At 63.9% G+C, this 16,667-nt stretch carries 16 protein-coding genes, 1 tRNA gene and 1 riboswitch; of the genes, 6 read left to right on the top strand and 11 right to left on the bottom strand.

The window, feature by feature from the left end; all coding sequences use genetic code 11:
* Positions 1-37: 37 nt before the first annotated feature.
* The 3 genes from J2X57_RS04055 to gcvP form a co-directional block, all read right to left on the bottom strand.
* A complete protein-coding gene (locus J2X57_RS04055) occupies positions 38-916 on the bottom strand; it encodes a bestrophin family ion channel (protein ID WP_051943748.1) in 879 nt (292 codons plus the stop codon).
* Positions 913-1,578: a carbonic anhydrase gene (locus J2X57_RS04050; protein ID WP_036114222.1), complete on the bottom strand. Its 666-nt coding sequence runs from the start codon at positions 1,576-1,578 to the stop codon at positions 913-915. Before J2X57_RS04050 ends, J2X57_RS04055 begins: the two co-directional genes overlap by 4 nt.
* 162 nt (positions 1,579-1,740) lie before the next feature.
* Positions 1,741-4,611, bottom strand: a complete 2,871-nt coding sequence (gene gcvP, locus J2X57_RS04045) for an aminomethyl-transferring glycine dehydrogenase (protein WP_309864028.1) — start codon at positions 4,609-4,611, stop codon at positions 1,741-1,743.
* Positions 4,612-4,653: 42 nt separating this feature from the next.
* Positions 4,654-4,748: riboswitch (glycine riboswitch) on the bottom strand.
* Between the two features lie 192 nt (positions 4,749-4,940).
* Here gcvP and J2X57_RS04040 point away from each other — a divergent pair.
* The gene (locus J2X57_RS04040; RefSeq protein ID WP_309864025.1) at positions 4,941-5,852 is read left to right on the top strand and encodes a LysR family transcriptional regulator; all 912 of its coding nucleotides are present in this window, start codon (positions 4,941-4,943) and stop codon (positions 5,850-5,852) included.
* Here the strand turns inward: J2X57_RS04040 and J2X57_RS04035 are convergent.
* A complete protein-coding gene (locus J2X57_RS04035) occupies positions 5,809-6,531 on the bottom strand; it encodes a TetR family transcriptional regulator (RefSeq protein WP_036114215.1) in 723 nt (240 codons plus the stop codon). The two genes, J2X57_RS04040 and J2X57_RS04035, sit on opposite strands and share 44 nt — an antisense overlap.
* A gap of 82 nt (positions 6,532-6,613) precedes the next feature.
* Here J2X57_RS04035 and J2X57_RS04030 point away from each other — a divergent pair, with 82 nt between their 5' ends.
* Positions 6,614-7,747 carry an NAD(P)/FAD-dependent oxidoreductase gene (locus tag J2X57_RS04030; RefSeq protein ID WP_309864021.1) on the top strand — a complete coding sequence of 378 codons (1,134 nt, stop codon included), beginning with the start codon at positions 6,614-6,616 and terminating at the stop codon, positions 7,745-7,747.
* Positions 7,748-7,767: 20 nt separating this feature from the next.
* Here the strand turns inward: J2X57_RS04030 and J2X57_RS04025 are convergent, their stop codons facing one another.
* Positions 7,768-8,502, bottom strand: coding sequence for an SDR family oxidoreductase (locus tag J2X57_RS04025; protein WP_036114213.1), 735 nt, complete (start codon positions 8,500-8,502; stop codon positions 7,768-7,770).
* 78 nt (positions 8,503-8,580) lie between these two features.
* Between J2X57_RS04025 and J2X57_RS04020 the strand changes: the two genes are divergently transcribed.
* On the top strand, positions 8,581-9,216 hold the full coding sequence (locus J2X57_RS04020; protein ID WP_309864019.1) for a TetR/AcrR family transcriptional regulator: 636 nt from the start codon (positions 8,581-8,583) through the stop codon (positions 9,214-9,216).
* Between the two features lies 1 nt (position 9,217).
* Positions 9,218-9,598, top strand: coding sequence for a DUF6869 domain-containing protein (locus J2X57_RS04015; protein ID WP_308846562.1), 381 nt, complete (start codon positions 9,218-9,220; stop codon positions 9,596-9,598).
* Between the two features lie 41 nt (positions 9,599-9,639).
* Here the strand turns inward: J2X57_RS04015 and J2X57_RS04010 are convergent, their stop codons facing one another.
* Positions 9,640-10,161, bottom strand: coding sequence for a YcxB family protein (locus J2X57_RS04010; RefSeq protein ID WP_308846561.1), 522 nt, complete (start codon positions 10,159-10,161; stop codon positions 9,640-9,642).
* Between the two features lie 146 nt (positions 10,162-10,307).
* Positions 10,308-12,560 (bottom strand): catalase/peroxidase HPI, encoded by a 2,253-nt coding sequence (katG, locus tag J2X57_RS04005; protein ID WP_036114203.1) that lies wholly within the window; start codon positions 12,558-12,560, stop codon positions 10,308-10,310.
* Positions 12,561-13,038: 478 nt separating this feature from the next.
* On the opposite strand from katG, the gene J2X57_RS04000 reads away from it, so the two are divergent.
* Both J2X57_RS04000 and J2X57_RS03995 read left to right on the top strand, forming a co-directional pair.
* Positions 13,039-13,293 carry a hypothetical protein gene (locus J2X57_RS04000; RefSeq protein WP_043693292.1) on the top strand — a complete coding sequence of 85 codons (255 nt, stop codon included), beginning with the start codon at positions 13,039-13,041 and terminating at the stop codon, positions 13,291-13,293.
* A 497-nt stretch (positions 13,294-13,790) separates the two neighbouring features.
* A complete protein-coding gene (locus tag J2X57_RS03995; protein WP_309864016.1) occupies positions 13,791-13,943 on the top strand; it encodes a hypothetical protein in 153 nt (50 codons plus the stop codon).
* Positions 13,944-14,033: 90 nt separating this feature from the next.
* On the opposite strand, the gene J2X57_RS03990 is transcribed toward J2X57_RS03995, so the two are convergent.
* The 4 genes from J2X57_RS03990 to J2X57_RS03975 all read right to left on the bottom strand — a co-directional run bounded on the left by J2X57_RS03990 (position 14,034) and on the right by J2X57_RS03975 (position 16,607).
* Positions 14,034-14,636, bottom strand: a complete 603-nt coding sequence (locus J2X57_RS03990) for a pentapeptide repeat-containing protein (RefSeq protein WP_309864014.1) — start codon at positions 14,634-14,636, stop codon at positions 14,034-14,036.
* Between the two features lie 59 nt (positions 14,637-14,695).
* Positions 14,696-15,280 (bottom strand): hypothetical protein, encoded by a 585-nt coding sequence (locus tag J2X57_RS03985; protein ID WP_309864013.1) that lies wholly within the window; start codon positions 15,278-15,280, stop codon positions 14,696-14,698.
* Complete coding sequence (locus tag J2X57_RS03980; protein WP_309864010.1) at positions 15,277-16,359, bottom strand: DUF4272 domain-containing protein; 1,083 nt, start codon at positions 16,357-16,359, stop codon at positions 15,277-15,279. The genes J2X57_RS03985 and J2X57_RS03980 overlap by 4 nt, the downstream gene beginning before the upstream one ends.
* 163 nt (positions 16,360-16,522) lie before the next feature.
* Positions 16,523-16,607 (bottom strand) — tRNA-Leu (locus J2X57_RS03975).
* Between the last annotated feature and the right edge of the window lie 60 nt (positions 16,608-16,667).

Genomic DNA, 16,667 nt, shown 5'->3' with positions numbered 1-16,667 from the left:
TCGTGTGCCAGGCGTCATGGATGCAGCGCAGCAATCGCTACCAGAGAATCCCGTCGCTCGGCTGCACCGGCTTCAGCCCATGCGTTTCGCCGAGTGAGTCGCGCAGGTCGATCTCGATGCCGCGCGTGAGCGTGGTCAGCGGCACGTCGTCTTCGAGGTTCTCGAAGGGGTTCTGCATATCGTTGCCGATCTGCAGCAGGGCGAGGAAGAGGAAGCCCGCGACCGTCGAGCCGAGCGGTGTCAGCAGGCCCAGCGTCTCGACCAGGCCGAGGGGCAGCAGGATGCAGAAACCGTGCGTGAAGATGGCCGGGTAGGTCGCGTACTGCTGCGGCAAAGGCGTGTTCTTGATCCGCTCCATGCCACCCTGAGCGTTAGAGATGTCCGACAGCGTCCGCGCGAAGGCCGCCTGAATGATCGGATCGGGGCGGGTGTCGGCAATGAGCGCCGCGGTGCGCGCATGGATCGCGTTAGGCACGTTGAGGACGCCGCGCAGTCGTTCGACTTCCTCCGCCGGCAGCCGCGCCGCGAGTTCGTCCCACGGCGCCTGTCGACGCAGATGCATGCGCAGCGCGTGCACATAGGCGATCTGTCGATGCGCGACCGTGACGCCCATGCCGCGGTCCGGCAGGAGCGTGACCGCCTCGCGGGCGAGTGTCCGCGAGGCGTTGACCATCGCTCCCCAGAGGGTGCGCGCTTCCCACCAGCGCGCGTACGCCGTGGTGTTGCGGAAGCTGAGGTACACCGCGACGGCCGAGCCGAGCAGAGTGAGCGGCAGGGCGGGAAACTCCGCCGTGAGCCGCGGATGCATCACGTACCAGAAGGCGGTGACCGCCACATCCCACGCAAGCAGCCAGATCAACGGCTTGCCCACGTAACGCAGGATGTGGCCCAGGTGCGCCCGCCCCGGCAGGATCACGCCTTGTGTTCCCGCTTGATCGCCTCGGCCAGCGGGATGAACTCGTCGTGTGCCTGGTCGAGCACCGAAACGGTACCGTCGCCGATGTCATACACCCAGCCCTGCAACGTGATCGCCTTGTTGGCGAGCGCGGCGGTGACCGCCGGATGCGTGCGCAGATGGGCCAGCTGGAGGCGGACGTTTTCCTGGGTCACGGCGTTGAGCAGGGCAGGGCCCTCTATCTGGCGTGCGAACACCGCGCTCTTGGCGGCGGCCGCGTTGCGTAGCCAGGCCTCGACCGTAGGCAGCGTCCGGGTGGAGTCCGGGTTGAGCAGGCCCTTCATGGCGCCGCAGTCGCTATGACCGCAGATCACGACATGACGGACATGCAGGACGGCGACCGCGAATTCGACCACGGCGGACACGCCACCGAGCATTTCGCCGTAGCCGGGCACGATGTTGCCGATGTTGCGGCAGACGAAGAGATCCCCTGGCTGGGTCTGGGTGATCATCTCCGGGACCACGCGTGAATCCGCGCAGGTGATGAACAAGGTGTGCGGGCTCTGGCCTTCGGCCAGCTCGCTGAAGAGCTCCTGCGTCTCGGGGAAGACGTTGGCGCTGAAGTCCTCGACGCCCCTGAGGAGGCCGAGGAGGCTTTGGTCGCGAAGAGTTTCCTGAGTCATGCGCTTACCTTGGAAAGTGCGCCGCTGCGGAGGTGCGGCGGTCAGGTTTCCAGTTTAAGACAAAGCATGGCCGAAGGGATTCGCGGGGGTATGGAGCGAGGGATTCGGGAGCCAGCCTGCTGGCGATGGCTCCCGCCCTGAACGCTTTCAGCAGCGAAAGCCTCAAACCTCCGCATCTTCCTTGTAGGCATCGATGGGGATGCAGGCACACATCACGTTCTTGTCGCCGTAGACGTTGTCCACGCGCGACACCGGCGGCCAGTACTTGCTGAGTTTCAGCGAGGGCAGCGGGAACGCGGCCAGCTCACGCGGATAGGCGTGTGTCCACTCGGTGCCGGTGACCATGGCAGCCGTATGGGGAGCATTGCGCAGCGGGTTGTCCTCGCGATCCAGACGGCCATCTTCCACCGCGGCGATCTCTTCACGGATCTGGATCATGGCGTCGATGAAACGGTCCAGCTCATGCTGAGACTCGCTTTCGGTCGGTTCGACCATCAGCGTGCCCGCGACCGGGAACGACAGGGTCGGTGCGTGGAAGCCAAAGTCGATGAGGCGCTTGGCCACGTCTTCCGCGCCCACGCCCGTGACGTCCTTGAGCGGACGCAGATCGAGAATGCACTCGTGCGCGACCAGGCCGTTACGACCCGTGTACAGCGTCTTGTAATGCGGAGCGAGGCGCTTCGCGATGTAGTTGGCGTTGAGCAGCGCGACCTGCGTCGCCTTGCGCAGGCCTTCGGTGCCCATCAGCGTGATGTACATCCACGAGATCGGCAGGATCGACGCGGAGCCGAAGGTAGCCGCGCTGACCATGCCCACGTCGCCCTCGGCGCCGAAGGCACGCGGCAGGAACGGCGCGAGGTGCGACTTGACCGCGCACGGGCCGACGCCCGGGCCGCCACCGCCGTGCGGAATGCAGAAGGTCTTGTGCAGGTTGAGGTGCGAGACGTCCGAACCCCACTTGCCCGGCTTGGCCACGCCGACCAGCGCATTCATGTTGGCGCCGTCGGTGTACACCTGGCCGCCGTGCTTGTGCACGACGTCGCAGATGGCGACCACGTCTTCCTCGAACACGCCATGCGTGGACGGGTAGGTGATCATGATCGCGGCGAGACGATCCGAATACTTCTCCGCCTTGGCGCGGATGTCGTCGACATCGACGTTGCCGTTGGCATCGCAGCGCGTGACCACGACGGTCATGCCGCACATCTGCGCGGACGCCGGGTTGGTGCCGTGCGCGGATTCCGGGATCAGGCAGATGTCGCGATGGCCTTCGCCACGCGAGCGGTGGTACGCGCGGATCGCGAGCAGGCCGGCGTATTCACCCTGGGCGCCGGAGTTCGGCTGCAGGCTGACGGAGTCGTAACCGGTGCACTCGACCAGCATCGCCTCGAGCTCGTCGATCAGCTGCTTGTAACCCTGCGCCTGACTGGCCGGGGCCAGCGGATGGATGTTGGCGAACTCCGGCCACGTCACCGGGATCATCTCGGCGGTGGCGTTGAGCTTCATGGTGCAGGAGCCCAGCGGGATCATGGTGCGATCCAGCGCGAGATCCTTGTCGGCCAGGCCGCGCAGGTAGCGAAGCAGCTCGTGCTCGCTGTGGTGCGTGTTGAACACCGGATGCTGCAGGAAATCGACATCGCGGAGCAGGGCAGTCGGCAGTGCGTCGTCGGTCGCGGCATCGAGTGCGTCGATGTCGTTCACGTTCGCACCGAACACGCCGGCCAGCGCGGCGATGTCCGCACGCGTGGTGGTCTCGTCGAGGCTGATGCCGACGCTGTTCGCGTCGATTGCGCGCAGGTTGAGGTTGGCGGCTGCGGCCTTGGCGTGCAGCGCCTTCGCGTCGACACCGGTGACGTGCAGCGTGTCGAAAAAGTCGCCGCCAACGGCAACGCCAGCCTTGCCGAGCGCACCGGCGAGGATCGCGGTGAGGCGATGCGTGCGGCGGGCGATGCGGACGAGGCCTTCCGGACCGTGGTACACGGCATACATGCTGGCCATGACGGCGAGCAGCACCTGCGCGGTACAGATGTTGGACGTGGCCTTTTCGCGGCGAATGTGCTGCTCGCGGGTCTGCAGGGTGAGGCGGTAAGCCGGCTTGCCCTCGGTGTCGACGGAGACGCCGATCAGGCGACCCGGCATCGAGCGCTTGTACGCATCGCGGCAGGCGAGGTACGCGGCGTGCGGGCCACCGAAGCCATACGGCACGCCGAAGCGCTGCGTGTTGCCGACGACGATGTCCGCACCCCAGCTGCCCGGCGAAGCGATCAGCGTGAGGGCGAGCAGGTCGGTGGCGACGCAGACGATGGCACCGCGCGCGTGGGTCGCGTCGGCGAGCGCCTTGTAATCGTTGATGCGACCGAAGGTGTTCGGGTACTGCAGCAGCACGCCGAAGCTGTCGACCGTCGTACCTTCGCTGTCGTCACCGACGTGCAGTTCGATGCCGATTCCGTCGGCACGCGTGCGCAGCACTTCGAGGGTCTGCGGATGGACGTCCTTCGAGACGAAGAAGACGTTCGACTTCGACCTGGCCGAGCGCTTGGCCAGCGTCATCGCTTCGGCCGCGGCGGTGGCCTCGTCGAGCAGCGACGCGTTCGAGATGTCCATGCCGGTCAGGTCGGTGACCATGGTCTGGAAGTTGATCAGCGCCTCCATGCGGCCCTGCGAGATCTCCGCCTGGTACGGCGTATAGGCCGTGTACCACGCCGGGTTCTCGAGCACGTTGCGCAGGATGACGTTCGGCGTGAGCGTGCCGTAGTAGCCCTGGCCGATGAAGCTGCGGAAGACGGTGTTGCGGTCGGCGATCGCGCGGATCTTGGCCAGCGCCTCTTCCTCGGTCACCGCTGCGGGCAGCGACAGCGGGGCGGGCGACTTGATCGAGCCGGGGACGATGGCGTCCGTCAGCGCATCGAGGTCGGCGTGGCCGACCACGGCGAGCATCTCGGCGATCTCGGCGTCATTCGGGCCGATGTGGCGCTCGATGAACGCGCCATGGTTCTCGAGCTCGCGCAGCGAAGGAGAGTTTTTCTGGCTCATGACTTTGGAGGCATCCGAAAGAACGTGCCGTGCCGGCACGTGGGGCGCCCCTCTGTCCTTTTGCCTGAGAGTTTGGAGGCGGATGGCCTCTTGCACCTTCGGCGCCGGATCTAACCGGTCTCTCCAGAGTGATGAAGCACGCCGGTGGTCATGGGAGCCTGAGCGATTACGGGCGTTGCGCCTTCGGCAGCGGGTCCTTCCGCTTCTCCCACCGGGTGTTGCTGGGCACGATTATACAGAGGCGGGGCCGAAGATGACGGTTTTCACTTGCACCCGGCCATCCCGTCAATCAGGCTTATCCGGCACCCATCGATGCGGAATCCCGAACAATGCACAAGGCCGGGCTGATCGAACTTCAGGCGGTACTGGCGGTGGCCAGCCACCAGAACTTCCGACGGGCCGCCGTGGCCCTGGGCATGTCCCCGTCGGCGTTGAGCCACGCGGTCGCGGCCCTGGAGCAACGCATGGGCGTCCGCCTGTTCAACCGGACGACCCGCAGCGTGTCGTTGTCCGAAGCCGGGGAGCAGTTCGTGGCACGGGTGCGCCCGGCACTGGGCGAGATATCCGCCGCGATGGAGGCCGCCAACGCCTTCCGGGACAGCCCGACCGGGACGCTGCGGATCAGTGCGGCGGAAGGCGGCGCGGCCATGATCCTCGAGCCCGTCATCCTCGAGTACCTGCGCCGCTATCCGGAGATGCGCCTCGACCTCAATACCGAGGGTCGATTCATCGACATCGCGGCGGAGGGTTTCGATGCGGGTCTTCGTCTGGCTGACGACGTGCCGCAGGATATGGTCGCCGTGCGCTGCTCGGACAAGCTGCGGCTGATCGTGGTCGGCTCACCGGAGTACTTCAAAACCCATGGGAAGCCGAAGGTACCGGACGACCTCGCGAAGCACGTCTGCATCCGGGGCCGCCTGCCGAGCGGGACGATCTATCGGTGGGAGTTCGAAAAACGCGGCGAGCAGCGGCGTATCGAGGTTGACGGTCCGCTTGGCCTGGACAATCACAATCTGATGGTTGCGGCCGCCGTCGACGGCTTCGGCCTAGCGTGGACGTGGAGCAATGGCCCGGGCGTTCCCGAGCATCTCGCCGCTGGCCATCTGGTAAGTGTTCTCGACGACTGGAGCCCCGGCTTCCCTGGTCTCGCGGTGTACTACCCCGCGCACCGGCATATGTCCGCTGGCCTCCGTGCCTTCATCGATCTGGTGCGTGAGCGCACGGACTTACTTCCTCCCTGATCACGCCCCTTCGTCCGCGGACCCCGCCAAGAATCAGATCGATCCCCGCCAGAAAATCCGCGCGATCGTCATGCTCACGCAGAGGCCCCGCCATGCTCCGCACAAACGGAAAGGCCTCTTCGTCGAGCTCGGACCAGGTCGCAGCGACACTCGACAGGAAGGCCAGGCGATCCGTCCCCAGCGTTCTGCCGACATGCGCGTTGGCCGCATTCTGTCCCGCCACGCCGAGGATGTAACTCAGCAATGCCGACACCGTCGGCCACTGCCTCTCGGCCGGAACGTCAAGCGCGCAGAGGGCCTGGCCGAGTCCTTCGAGTATGCGAACGGCAGGCAGCTGCCCGGGCGCGCGCGTGAGCGCGGAGCCCACCCATGGATGCGCGTCGATGGCGTCGAAGAGCCCGAGAGCCAGCGCGCGGATGTCGGTTTCCGGCGACTCGCCAGCCACTGCGATCGTCATCGTCCGGCCGACGATCGCGTCGCACGCGGCTGTCAGCAACTCGCCTTTATTGGCAACGTGCCAGTAGATCGCGCCCGGGCCCGTGGCGAGCCGCCCCGCCAGAGCGCGAAACGTCAAACCGCTCTCACCCTCGGCGTCGAGGAGTTCGATAGCCACGTCGACGATGCGGTCCCGGGAGAGGGAGTCTTCACGGCGCGGGGCGGGGGCAGCTTTCTTGACCATGAGCCATCTTGACATGGATGGAACGTCGTTCCAACATGATTGGAACGACGTTCCATAAAACCTTCCGCAAGGTCTTCCCCCAATGCATACCCCCATAGCGATCGTTGGTGCCGGTCTTGGCGGCTTGATGCTGGCGCGCGTTCTCCACGTCCATGGCATCGCGTCGACGGTGTTCGAGGCAGAGGCCTCGGCGACGGCACGTACGCAGGGTGGCATGCTCGACATCCACGAACGCGATGGGCAGCGGGCAATCAGGGCGGCAGGTCTCTTCGATGCCTTTCAGGCGCTCGTTCACCCTGGCGGTCAGCAAACGCGCGTGCTCGACGCGGACGGTCGCGTCCTGTTCGACGAGCCGGATGACGGCACCGGTGGCCGCCCGGAAGTGCCTCGTGGCGAGCTTCGCCGCATGCTAATCGAGTCGCTGCCGGGTGGCGTCATTCAGTGGGGGCGCAAGCTTGTCAGTGCATCGCCAGCGGGAGGTGCGCAGCATCGCCTGACCTTCGTCGACGGATCGAGTGTGACGGCCGACCTTCTCGTCGGTGCCGACGGCGCATGGTCGAAGGTGCGTTCGTTGCTGTCGGATGCCAGGCCGGCCTACGTGGGCATGTCGTATGTCGAGACCTACCTCTACGAAAGCGACGAGCGCCACAAGGCGGCAGCGGATGCGGTTGGTGGCGGCGCCATGTTTGCCGCGATGCCTGGCAAAGGCATCCTTGCGCACCGGGAGCCGGATGGCGCGCTTCATACCTATGTGGCGCTCAGGCGATCCGAAGCCTGGATGGCCGAGATCGACGTCTCCGATCCGGCGGCAGCAAGGGCTCGCGTGGCCCTGGAATTCGACGGCTGGGCGTCGGGGCTCACCGCGCTGATTACCGATGGTGAAACGCCGCCCGTCCTCCGCATCATCCATGCCTTACCGGGCGATCATCGTTGGGGTCGCGTTCCCGGGGTGACCTTGCTCGGCGACGCCGCCCACCTGATGGCGCCCTCGGGTGAGGGCGCCAATCTGGCGATGTGGGATGGCGCGGAACTGGCTGAAGCCATCGTGGCTCATCCCGGCGACATCGAAGCGGCGCTTGCCGCATACGAGGCGACGCTGTTTCCACGCAGCGCCTCGGCGGCGGCGGACGCGGACGAACTCCTCGACATCTGTTTCGGCGAGCGTGCCCCCCACAGCCTCGTCGAGATGTTTACGCAGATCCCGTCCGCGACCTGATTACCTCGCGAGCTTGGCGCTCACCACGGATCCGGACCTTCCTTGCTGGTGAACGCGCCGGTCGGGCCGTCGTCGGGAAGCAGCGCGACTCGCACGGCTTCCTGCGCACCCTCGGCCACGGTCTGATGGCCACTGTTGCCGTTGAGGTCCGTTGCGGTGTAACCGGGGTTGACGACGTTGACCTTGATCCCGGTGTCCTTCAGCTCATCGGCGAGGATCACGGTGAACATGTTCAGCGCGGCTTTCGACGCGTTGTAGCCGATCAGCTTGACCGCGGCATAGTCCCACGTCGGATCGGCATTCAGCGCGATGGAGCCGAGGCCGCTGGAGATGTTGACGATGCGTCCCGAGGCGGACTTCTTCACCAGCGGCAACAGAGCCTGGGTGACTTCCACCGTCCCGAAGAAATTCGTCTCGAAAGTGGTGCGCACGGCGTCCATCGTCGCAATGCTGGTGTTGCCGTCGCCTTGCACGGCGACGCCAGCATTGTTCACGAGGACGTCCAGACGGCCCTCGTTGGCTTCGATATCCGCCGCGGCGGCTTTGATCGATGCCGGACTGCCGAGATCGAGCGAGACGAAGCGGACATCGATGCCTTCGTCGCTGAGCGTTTTGGCGGCCTGCTGGCCTCGGCCGGTGTCACGGGCGCCGAGCAGGATGCGATGGCCGGCCTTGCCGAGCTGGCGGGCGATTTCGAGACCGATACCCTTGTTGGCACCGGTGATGAGGGAGATGCGTCGATCGGTATTGCTCATGGCGTTTCCTTCTGGATTAGGTGGCGGATGGCGCTATGAGTTAATTTATGAATCATCCTTCGGTTTTTACATTCGCATATGGCCGTCGTCCCTTCAGACCCCCTCAAGCCGCGTAAAACCCCGCGTCAGGCCCGCTCGACCGCGACGGTGGCGGCGATTTTCGAGGCGACGTTTCAGGTTTTGCTGTCCGACGGCCTCGTCAAGCTGACCACTACGCGGGTGGCCGAGCGGGCAGGGGTGTCGGTGGGCACGATGTACCAGTACTTCCCGCACAAGGAGGCGCTGCTGTACGCGGTGCTGGAGCAGTACCTCTACGAGGTGGTGATCGCGACCGAAGAGGCCTGCGTCCGGCTCGAAGGTGCGCGGCTGGGTGAGATGGCCGATGGGCTGGTGCATGCCTATCTCGAAGCGAAGCTACGCCACATGCCCGGTTCGCGTGTGCTGTATACGGTGGCTGCCGAACTCGACACCGATGACCTGATCGACGACATCGTCCGCCGCGCCGACCAGGCGATCAAGCGGCTGCTTGCCAGCGCGGCCGACGCCCACTTCGACGACCTGCCGACGGTGACGTTTGCCGTGCGTACGATTCTCGTAGGAACGGTACGCGAAGTGCTGGAGAAGGAAGCGCCGGTGTCTTCGCTGGCGATGCTGAGGGCGCAGCTGCCGATCATGTGCCGCGCCTATCTGATGGCGGTATCCAGGAGAGCCTGATATGACGATGAGCGATGCGGAACTCGAAAGCTGGGCGACGGCATACATCGAGGGTGTGCAGGACCCTTCGCGATTTCAGAAGGATCACCCTCTGTGGTGGTCGATCGAACGATTCCACGACACAGACACGCCTGGCGATGACATATGGAACGTCATTCTGCACATTCTGGCGAAATCGCCTCCCAAGGAGGTTCTGGGGATGCTCGCCGCCGGTCCTTTGGAGGACCTGATCCACTATCGCGGGGCGGACTTCATCGACCGCATCGAGATACGGGCGCGGCAGGACCCAGCGTTTCGTGAGTTGCTGAATGGTGTATGGGAAAGCAGTTCGCCTGACGTATGGGCCCGGGTAGAACGCGCCTGTGCGCGGACGATGTTCTGAGCGGCTAGTGCGCGACAGCCAGCTTCACGGCATCGAGAACGTCAGGCAGCGCGTGCTTTACGCGTCATCGCACAACCATGCGCGGCGGCAAGCTCCGCAATGGCCTGCTCATCGCCATTTTTCAAGTCTCGGCGATCGATGAACCAGGCAGCATTTTTTGAAACGTAGAAGAAAATAGTTCGCTTGGTCGTCCGGACTCGCACGATGGCCGGCCACTTGATCTGCGTAGTAAACGACCTGTTGTTGCATACGAGGCCCTCGGCATCCAGTTCGAACTGAAGCGGGCCGGCTTTCCTGGAGAGTCGGACGGCCTTCCACGCCTGGTAGGCGAAGAGGATCGGCAGCATGATGGCGACCCATGCAAAGCCGCCTGCTGCGGCGATGCCCCAGTGCGACGGTTGGTGGAACGCGAATGTCATGACGCCAGCGAGTGCCGCGATATTGATATACCCGGACGCTCCAGAAAACCAGAGCTGCACCATGACGAGAAATGTGCGTGAGAATGTCCGGGTGGCATTGATGGTGACGCGTTCGGACTGGTTTTCGTCCAAATTCCTTTCCATGGATCCCCTTGACGCTGTGTAAGACCGTGGGCCGAGTCTTCGTGCCGGCACCCTTCGTGTCAAGAGCTGGGTGGATGGTAAAAAAAAGAAAGCCGACGGGACGTTGGTCCCGGCGGCCTTCGGGTAAAACGGCAAACGTATCCCGCTTACTTCAGATCGAAGCGATCCAGATTCATCACCTTGGTCCATGCCGCCACGAAGTCCTTCACGAACTTCGCCTGCGCATCTTCCGTCGCATACACCTCGGCAATCGCACGCAACTGCGCATGCGAGCCGAAGATCAGGTCGACACGCGTACCGGTGAACTTGCGCTCGCCCGACTTGCGATCGACGCCTTCAAACACATCCTGTGCCGATGACATCGCTCTCCATTCCGTACCCATGTCGAGCAGGTTGCGGAAGAAGTCGTTCGTGAGCGTGCCCGGCCTGGACGTGAACTCGCCATGCTTGTCGTTACCTGAGCGCACACCCAGCGCGCGAAGGCCACCGACCAGCACGGTCATCTCCGGCGCGGTCAAGGTCAGCAACTGGGCCTTGTCGATCAGAAGGGCTTCGGCGGGTACACGCCACTTGCGCTTGAGGTAATTGCGGAAGCCATCGGCCTTCGGCTCGAGCGCGCCCACGGATTCGACATCCGTCTGGTCCTGTGTGGCATCGCCACGACCGGGGGAGAAGGGCACGGTTACGGCGTGACCCGCATCCTTCGCGGCCTTTTCGATGCCGGCGTTACCCGCCAGCACGATGAGATCGGCGATGGAGACTTTCTTGCCTGCGGCATCCGAGTCCTTCTTGATGCCTTCGAGGACGTTCAGCACCTTGGCGAGCTGTTCGGGTTGGTTGGCTTCCCAGTCCTTCTGCGGTGCCAGGCGAATGCGCGCGCCGTTAGCACCGCCGCGCTTGTCGGAGCCTCGGAAGGTGGACGCGGAAGCCCAGGCCGTGGTGACCAGTTCGGCAACGGTCAGACCCGACGCAAGGATCTTCTCCTTCAGCGCGCCCAGGTCGGACTCGCCGATGAGCGGGTGATCGACCGCCGGAATCGGATCCTGCCAGTCGAGCACCTCGGCCGGCACTTCCGGCCCCAGGTAACGGGCGCGGGGTCCCATATCGCGGTGGGTCAGCTTGAACCACGCGCGGGCGAACGCGTCGGCGAACTGGTCCGGATTTTCCAGGAAACGGCGGGAGATCTTTTCGTAAGCCGGGTCCACGCGCAGCGAGAGGTCGGTGGTCAGCATCGTCGGGCGCTGCTTCTTCGACGGATCGAAGGCGTGCGGGATGGTCTCCTCGGCGTCCTTCGCGATCCACTGATGGGCGCCGGCCGGGCTCTTCGTCAGCTCCCACTCGTGACCGAACAGGTTCTCGAAAAAGCCGTTGCCCCACTTGGTGGGCGTGCTGGTCCAGGTGACTTCGAGGCCGCTGGTGATGGTATCCGCACCCTTGCCGCTGCCGAAGCTGCTCTTCCAGCCGAAGCCCTGATTTTCGATGTCGGAACCTTCCGGCTCAGGACCGACGTTATCGGCCGGGCCGGCGCCGTGCGTCTTGCCGAAGGTGTGACCGCCAGCGATCAGCGCGACGGTCTCCTCGTCGTTCATGGCCATGCGGCCGAAGGTTTCGCGGATGTCGTGCGCAGCGGCGGCCGGATCGGGATTGCCGTCCGGACCTTCCGGGTTCACGTAGATCAGGCCCATCTGCACGGCGCTGAGCGGGCTCTCGAGGTTGCGACCGCCATCGGTGCGGCTCTGCTCTTCGCCATGCTTCTCGGCATCGGCAACGAGGACGCCGCCATCGTCGTCCTTACCCGCGGCACCCTTGCCGTAGCGGACGTCGCCACCCAGCCAGGTTTTCTCGTTACCCCAGTACACGTCCTGGTCGGGTTCCCAGGTGTCTTCGCGGCCGCCGGCATAGCCGAAGGTCTTGAAGCCCATGCTCTCCAGAGCGACGTTTCCGGTCAGGATGTAGAGATCCGCCCAGGAAATCTTCTGGCCATACTTCTGCTTGATCGGCCACAGCAGGCGGCGCGCCTTGTCCAGGCTGACGTTATCGGGCCAGCTGTTCAGCGGCGCGAAACGCTGCTGACCGCGACCGCCGCCGCCACGGCCGTCGCCGACGCGGTAGGTACCGGCGCTGTGCCAGGCCATGCGGATGAACAAGCCGCCGTAATGACCGAAGTCGGCGGGCCACCAGTCCTGCGAGTCGGTCATCAGCTTGGTCAGGTCGGCCTTGACCGCCGCCAGATCGAGGCTCTTGAACGCTTCGGCGTAATTGAACTGCTCACCCAGGGGATTGGACTTGTTCGAATGCTGGGCCAGCAGGTCGACACGTAATTGTTTGGGCCACCAATCGCGATTGGTCGTACCGCCGCCGGCGGTATGGTTGAACGGGCACTTGGCTTCATTGGTCATGCGCTCTTTCTCCTTGGGACAGGTCCCAAATGCTGGCGTTACGGGGTGTCAGGCTTGCACGGAGTTCCGACGCGGAGCGCCGGAGGGACAACGATGTTGGGCAGCGTGACTGCCGGAGGGTCGACCAGAGCATCGTTGGCCCGCATGCAAAGGGCACTGGATGCAACAAGTGGGGCGCGTTGGCTGGTAGGCATGACGCGAACCTGTGGAAGACCTCGTCGGAGTGTACGCTTGGCCGTGATGCGTTCGGAAACTGATTGAATCTATCGAACCCATAGAGTCGGACTATCGTCATTCTGCTGCGGGGCACAAGAGTGGACTACGAAGGCACAGAAAAGATTGTGGCAGGTGATCCTGTCAGTTTCGGGGGCGGTTTCGCTGCGCGTTCCCGGCAAGGGGAGCACGGCGCCGGTAGGAACCCTCGACGAGGTGCCCGACGAGGTGTCGCGTCTAGTGGTCCGACCCATAGGAGCGCGCCATGATTGTCTTTGTGTTGACGCTAGAGGGCTGGGATCGCTGGCGCCATGTGGCAGCGGGCCATGCTTCGATATGGCTCAACGGCGGTGTCGCCGATCCGGCGGAGGTGTCGGAGCTTCGGCGTCAGGGCCTCGATCTGACGATCATGACGCGTCGACTCGATCCGCTAGACGGAGCCGGAATTGATGACGAGCTGGTCACCATTCGAGAGCACTTTCCTGGGCACGTTTTGTTTATCGAGCGGAGTGAATCATAGAAGTCGCTACGCATCCCATGCGAGGTGCCTACGAGCTACCTGCGGAGGTTCGGTTCGTTCGGATTCGATCTGCGATTACCGCGCCGGGTATCGCACCCAACAGACAAAGCGGCGCGGCCCACTGACCGAGTCCCCACGCTTTCGCCACGTGGACTCCCGCTTCGCGAAGTCCGGCGGGAACGAAGATGATGATGCCGGCTGCCGCGAGAATGCCGAAGAAGGCACCAGCGCGCCAAAGAGCGAATCGGGGTGATAAACGAGCGGTCATCCTTGATACCTCGCGGGGTGTGGACCGGATCATAGCCGGGAACGTCAGACGGCTACTGTACTTTGCCGGGTCATCGTGTAAGTCGACAAGTTCTTGCGATCGTGCCGGCGTACATTGAGCGGTACAAAACCTTGGGGCGCCGGGCATGAAGGCTGATCGGACGTATTGGTTCGGGAAGAAGCGCTTTGGCTGGGGAATCGGTCCTCGCAGCTGGCAGGGGTGGGTGACCATGCTGGTGTACACCGCGCTCATGATTGCGCTTTCGCGGCTGATCGATCCCGGGCTGCACTACGCCCTTGCGCTTGCATCGAGGATCGGAATCACACTGCTTCTGTTCGCAGTGATCGTCATCAAGGGCGACTGGCGACGATCCCGGGCTTGATCATCCCAGCGGCACGCGGAGGATCGGTTCAGGCAGGTATTGAACGGCGCGCCATAGGAGCGCCTTGACCAATGCCTGCGGTCCCTGGCTTCAGTCGACCAGCTCGATACCCAGACCGTAGAGAAGCCCCGATGCCTCCGTCCGCGTGAACTTGGCCCCTCTTATCTGGTTCTCGCGAATGTCCATGATGTAATTGGTCGCTTCGCTGAAGTCCGCGCCTATCAGCTTCGTCTTGCCGAACATGCTCTCGGCGAAATCGGAGTAGGTGAAGTTGGCTCGCGCGAAATCGCCCTGGCGAAAGTCGACGTTGCGTGCCTTGCACTCTTCGAGCACCAGCTCCTGAAGATTCAGGTCGAAGAACGACGAGTAGTTCACCACTGATTTTCGGAATGCCAGTTTGGCTGGTGCCGCATAACGAGGCCAGTCCGCCCGCGCCCAGTCCACGCCGATCACCTTGCATTCGTTGAAGGTCACGCCCTGAAACTTGCTGGCATTGACCTTGACGTTGCTCAGATCGCAGGCGTTGAACGTGCAGTCGATGAACTTGCAGTGGTCGAGGACGGCGTCGCCGAAAGAGCATCGGGTGAACGTACATTCCTCGAAGGTCTTGGAGGCGAGCTTGCCTTCGGCGTAGTCGAGGCCGTGAAAGGCCTTCAGATAGAACTCCGCTTCTTCGCCGATCAGGTCGTTCATGAGCCAGGAGGTCCGTTGGGGCAGGGCGACATTATCCGGCCTAAGGGCTCGATTTCCTCTTACTGAGGATCGGCCGCTCGGCGACAGATCTCGCGGACGAGGCGATCCGCCAGCATTTCAGGGTCATCGATATGGGACTCGATGACCGGGATGGCCCACTCGGCGCCGGACAGGATGGCGTGCTCTTTCCAGCCGGGCCAGTCCCGCCATTCGCGCAGCGTCATCCGTCGCGATCCGCCCCGCTCGGCGTGACCGCCGCCAATGGACTCGCCCACGGAGAAAAGAGCTTCGCTGAAGGCGTGGAGATAGATGCCATAGACGTGATGCGTGGCGTCTTCCTCGGTCGGTGCCTGGTTCTTGTAGCTGAGGCGAAGGGCATGATGCTCGAGGGTGGCTTGCGTGACGGGTGCGGCGTTGTCGTACAGGTAGTCAGCCGTGACGTTACCCAGCAGAGGCCACGTTAATGCGCTATCGCTATATGAGAAATGTTTGAAGGTCTGGGGATAGGCCAGCTGCGACCAGGCCATCTCCTCCCGGGCCACGGACGCGTTGAACAGGCGTATGGTCCCGTCGTCGAAAACGATGGCCAGTTGCCAGACCTCGTTGGGGACGACCGATCTGATCTTTCGGGTTGGTGAGTTCACGTCGGCGTCGTCACATCATCCCAATCCGCGCGCTCGAAACCAACGAGCCAGTTCAGGGCGTGGTGCCGTTCCCTGATGACGCCGGGAATGACGTCGGGCGGGAATTCGCGTCGTCCGAGTTCGGCTTCGCGAATGACCCAGTGCCATCGGATCGTCTCGTCGAGCGCGTCGAGAATCTCGTTTGCAGGCCGCAGGCCATGGGTCGGCGGCAGACCATGTGCTGACGCATCGAGCAGGTGCCCGGTCAGGCCGGACACGTCGCATATCTCGCCGGGAGACGGTAGTTCCGGCCACAGTCCCGCCGCCCAGGCGAGGATCGCCGTGCTCTCATAACGCCACCCCATCTGGATGACGACGTGCGTGTCGGGCGTAGCGGCCTGCAGGAACGCTTGTTCGGCCTGCGAGAAATACGAAAAGGCGGCCGGGAGCCGTTCACGTATCTGTTCGAGGTCGAGCGGGTCGTTGTCCCGTATGCCCTCGGCAAACGCGCTCACGGCCAGAAGGGCCATCACGCGTCCGGCCACCTCATCGGCAGTGCGCCACTGGACCTCGTGCTCACCGATGATGGGCGGCAGGCTGCCAGGCACGGCGATACCATCCGCCAGCAGCCTTGCTTCGCTGCGCGACTTTCGTTCCAGCGCGTCGGTGGGGTAGGGCAACTCCGCAGCGGGATCTCCCGCGCCCTGGCTGTCGATCAGCACGCGGCCCTCGGGATCGCAGATCCTGCCGTCGTCGTCGAAAACGATCGCATTCGCCTGGCAGGCCCATCGAGCGAACTCGGGGAGCGCATTCGAGGACAGCATCAGGCTGACATGGTGTTGCACCCGTTGAAGGTGCCGCATCACGTGGTAACGGGTGTGAGTCATTTCCCCGTCGCCCCGGCTGAGTGTGTAGCCGATGAACCCCTCGAGGTGACCGTGCAATTCCGGATCGCTCAGATCGCGCTCGCCGAGGAGCGTGTGAGGGAAGCTTGGCTTCGGCAGCGGGCTGACGGTGGCATAGACATTGAGGCGGATATCGTTTTCCGCGCTGCTGTTGCCCCCGGACGTTGCGAAGATGGACTTCAGGCGTGTGAACACGTGGGCTTCCCAATGCAGTGTCACCGGATTCTCGGCGAGTCCGTCGCCGGTGCCAAGAGAGACCTGTGGCAGCGGCACATCGTGCCCGCGCTGTACGCCAGACGCGGCTTTCTGACCCCAGATACAACAAAGCCCCGCATCGCTGCGAGGCTTCGTCTATAATTGGTGCCCAAGAGAGGACTCGAACCTCCACGGTTTTACCCGCTAGTACCTGAAACTAGTGCGTCTACCAATTCCGCCACCTGGGCAGGTGTCCCGAAGCATCGCTGCCCCGTGAGCCGCGTAGATTAGGTAGGTCGGGGAAACTT

Origin of the sequence: Luteibacter sp. 1214 (assembly GCF_031455395.1) — a bacterium.
Classification (GTDB): domain Bacteria; phylum Pseudomonadota; class Gammaproteobacteria; order Xanthomonadales; family Rhodanobacteraceae; genus Luteibacter; species Luteibacter mycovicinus.
The sequence above is the reverse complement of the archived record's forward strand: the minus strand, read 5'-3'. Positions and strand labels throughout refer to the sequence as shown.

Bases quoted from the DNA above. Each gene is read 5' to 3' on its own strand.
- J2X57_RS03995 (WP_309864016.1), top strand. From the start codon at position 13,791: ATGCTGGTGTACACCGCGCTCATGATTGCGCTTTCGCGGCTGATCGAT.
- gcvP (WP_309864028.1), bottom strand. From the start codon at position 4,611: ATGAGCCAGAAAAACTCTCCTTCGCTGCGCGAGCTCGAGAACCATGGC.
- J2X57_RS03990 (WP_309864014.1), bottom strand. From the start codon at position 14,636: ATGAACGACCTGATCGGCGAAGAAGCGGAGTTCTATCTGAAGGCCTTT.
- J2X57_RS04010 (WP_308846561.1), bottom strand. From the start codon at position 10,161: ATGGAAAGGAATTTGGACGAAAACCAGTCCGAACGCGTCACCATCAAT.
- J2X57_RS04035 (WP_036114215.1), bottom strand. From the start codon at position 6,531: ATGGTCAAGAAAGCTGCCCCCGCCCCGCGCCGTGAAGACTCCCTCTCC.
- J2X57_RS04015 (WP_308846562.1), top strand. From the start codon at position 9,218: ATGACGATGAGCGATGCGGAACTCGAAAGCTGGGCGACGGCATACATC.
- J2X57_RS04050 (WP_036114222.1), bottom strand. From the start codon at position 1,578: ATGACTCAGGAAACTCTTCGCGACCAAAGCCTCCTCGGCCTCCTCAGG.
- J2X57_RS04025 (WP_036114213.1), bottom strand. From the start codon at position 8,502: ATGAGCAATACCGATCGACGCATCTCCCTCATCACCGGTGCCAACAAG.
- katG (WP_036114203.1), bottom strand. From the start codon at position 12,560: ATGACCAATGAAGCCAAGTGCCCGTTCAACCATACCGCCGGCGGCGGT.
- J2X57_RS04040 (WP_309864025.1), top strand. From the start codon at position 4,941: ATGCACAAGGCCGGGCTGATCGAACTTCAGGCGGTACTGGCGGTGGCC.
- J2X57_RS04000 (WP_043693292.1), top strand. From the start codon at position 13,039: ATGATTGTCTTTGTGTTGACGCTAGAGGGCTGGGATCGCTGGCGCCAT.
- J2X57_RS04030 (WP_309864021.1), top strand. From the start codon at position 6,614: ATGCATACCCCCATAGCGATCGTTGGTGCCGGTCTTGGCGGCTTGATG.
- J2X57_RS04020 (WP_309864019.1), top strand. From the start codon at position 8,581: ATGGCCGTCGTCCCTTCAGACCCCCTCAAGCCGCGTAAAACCCCGCGT.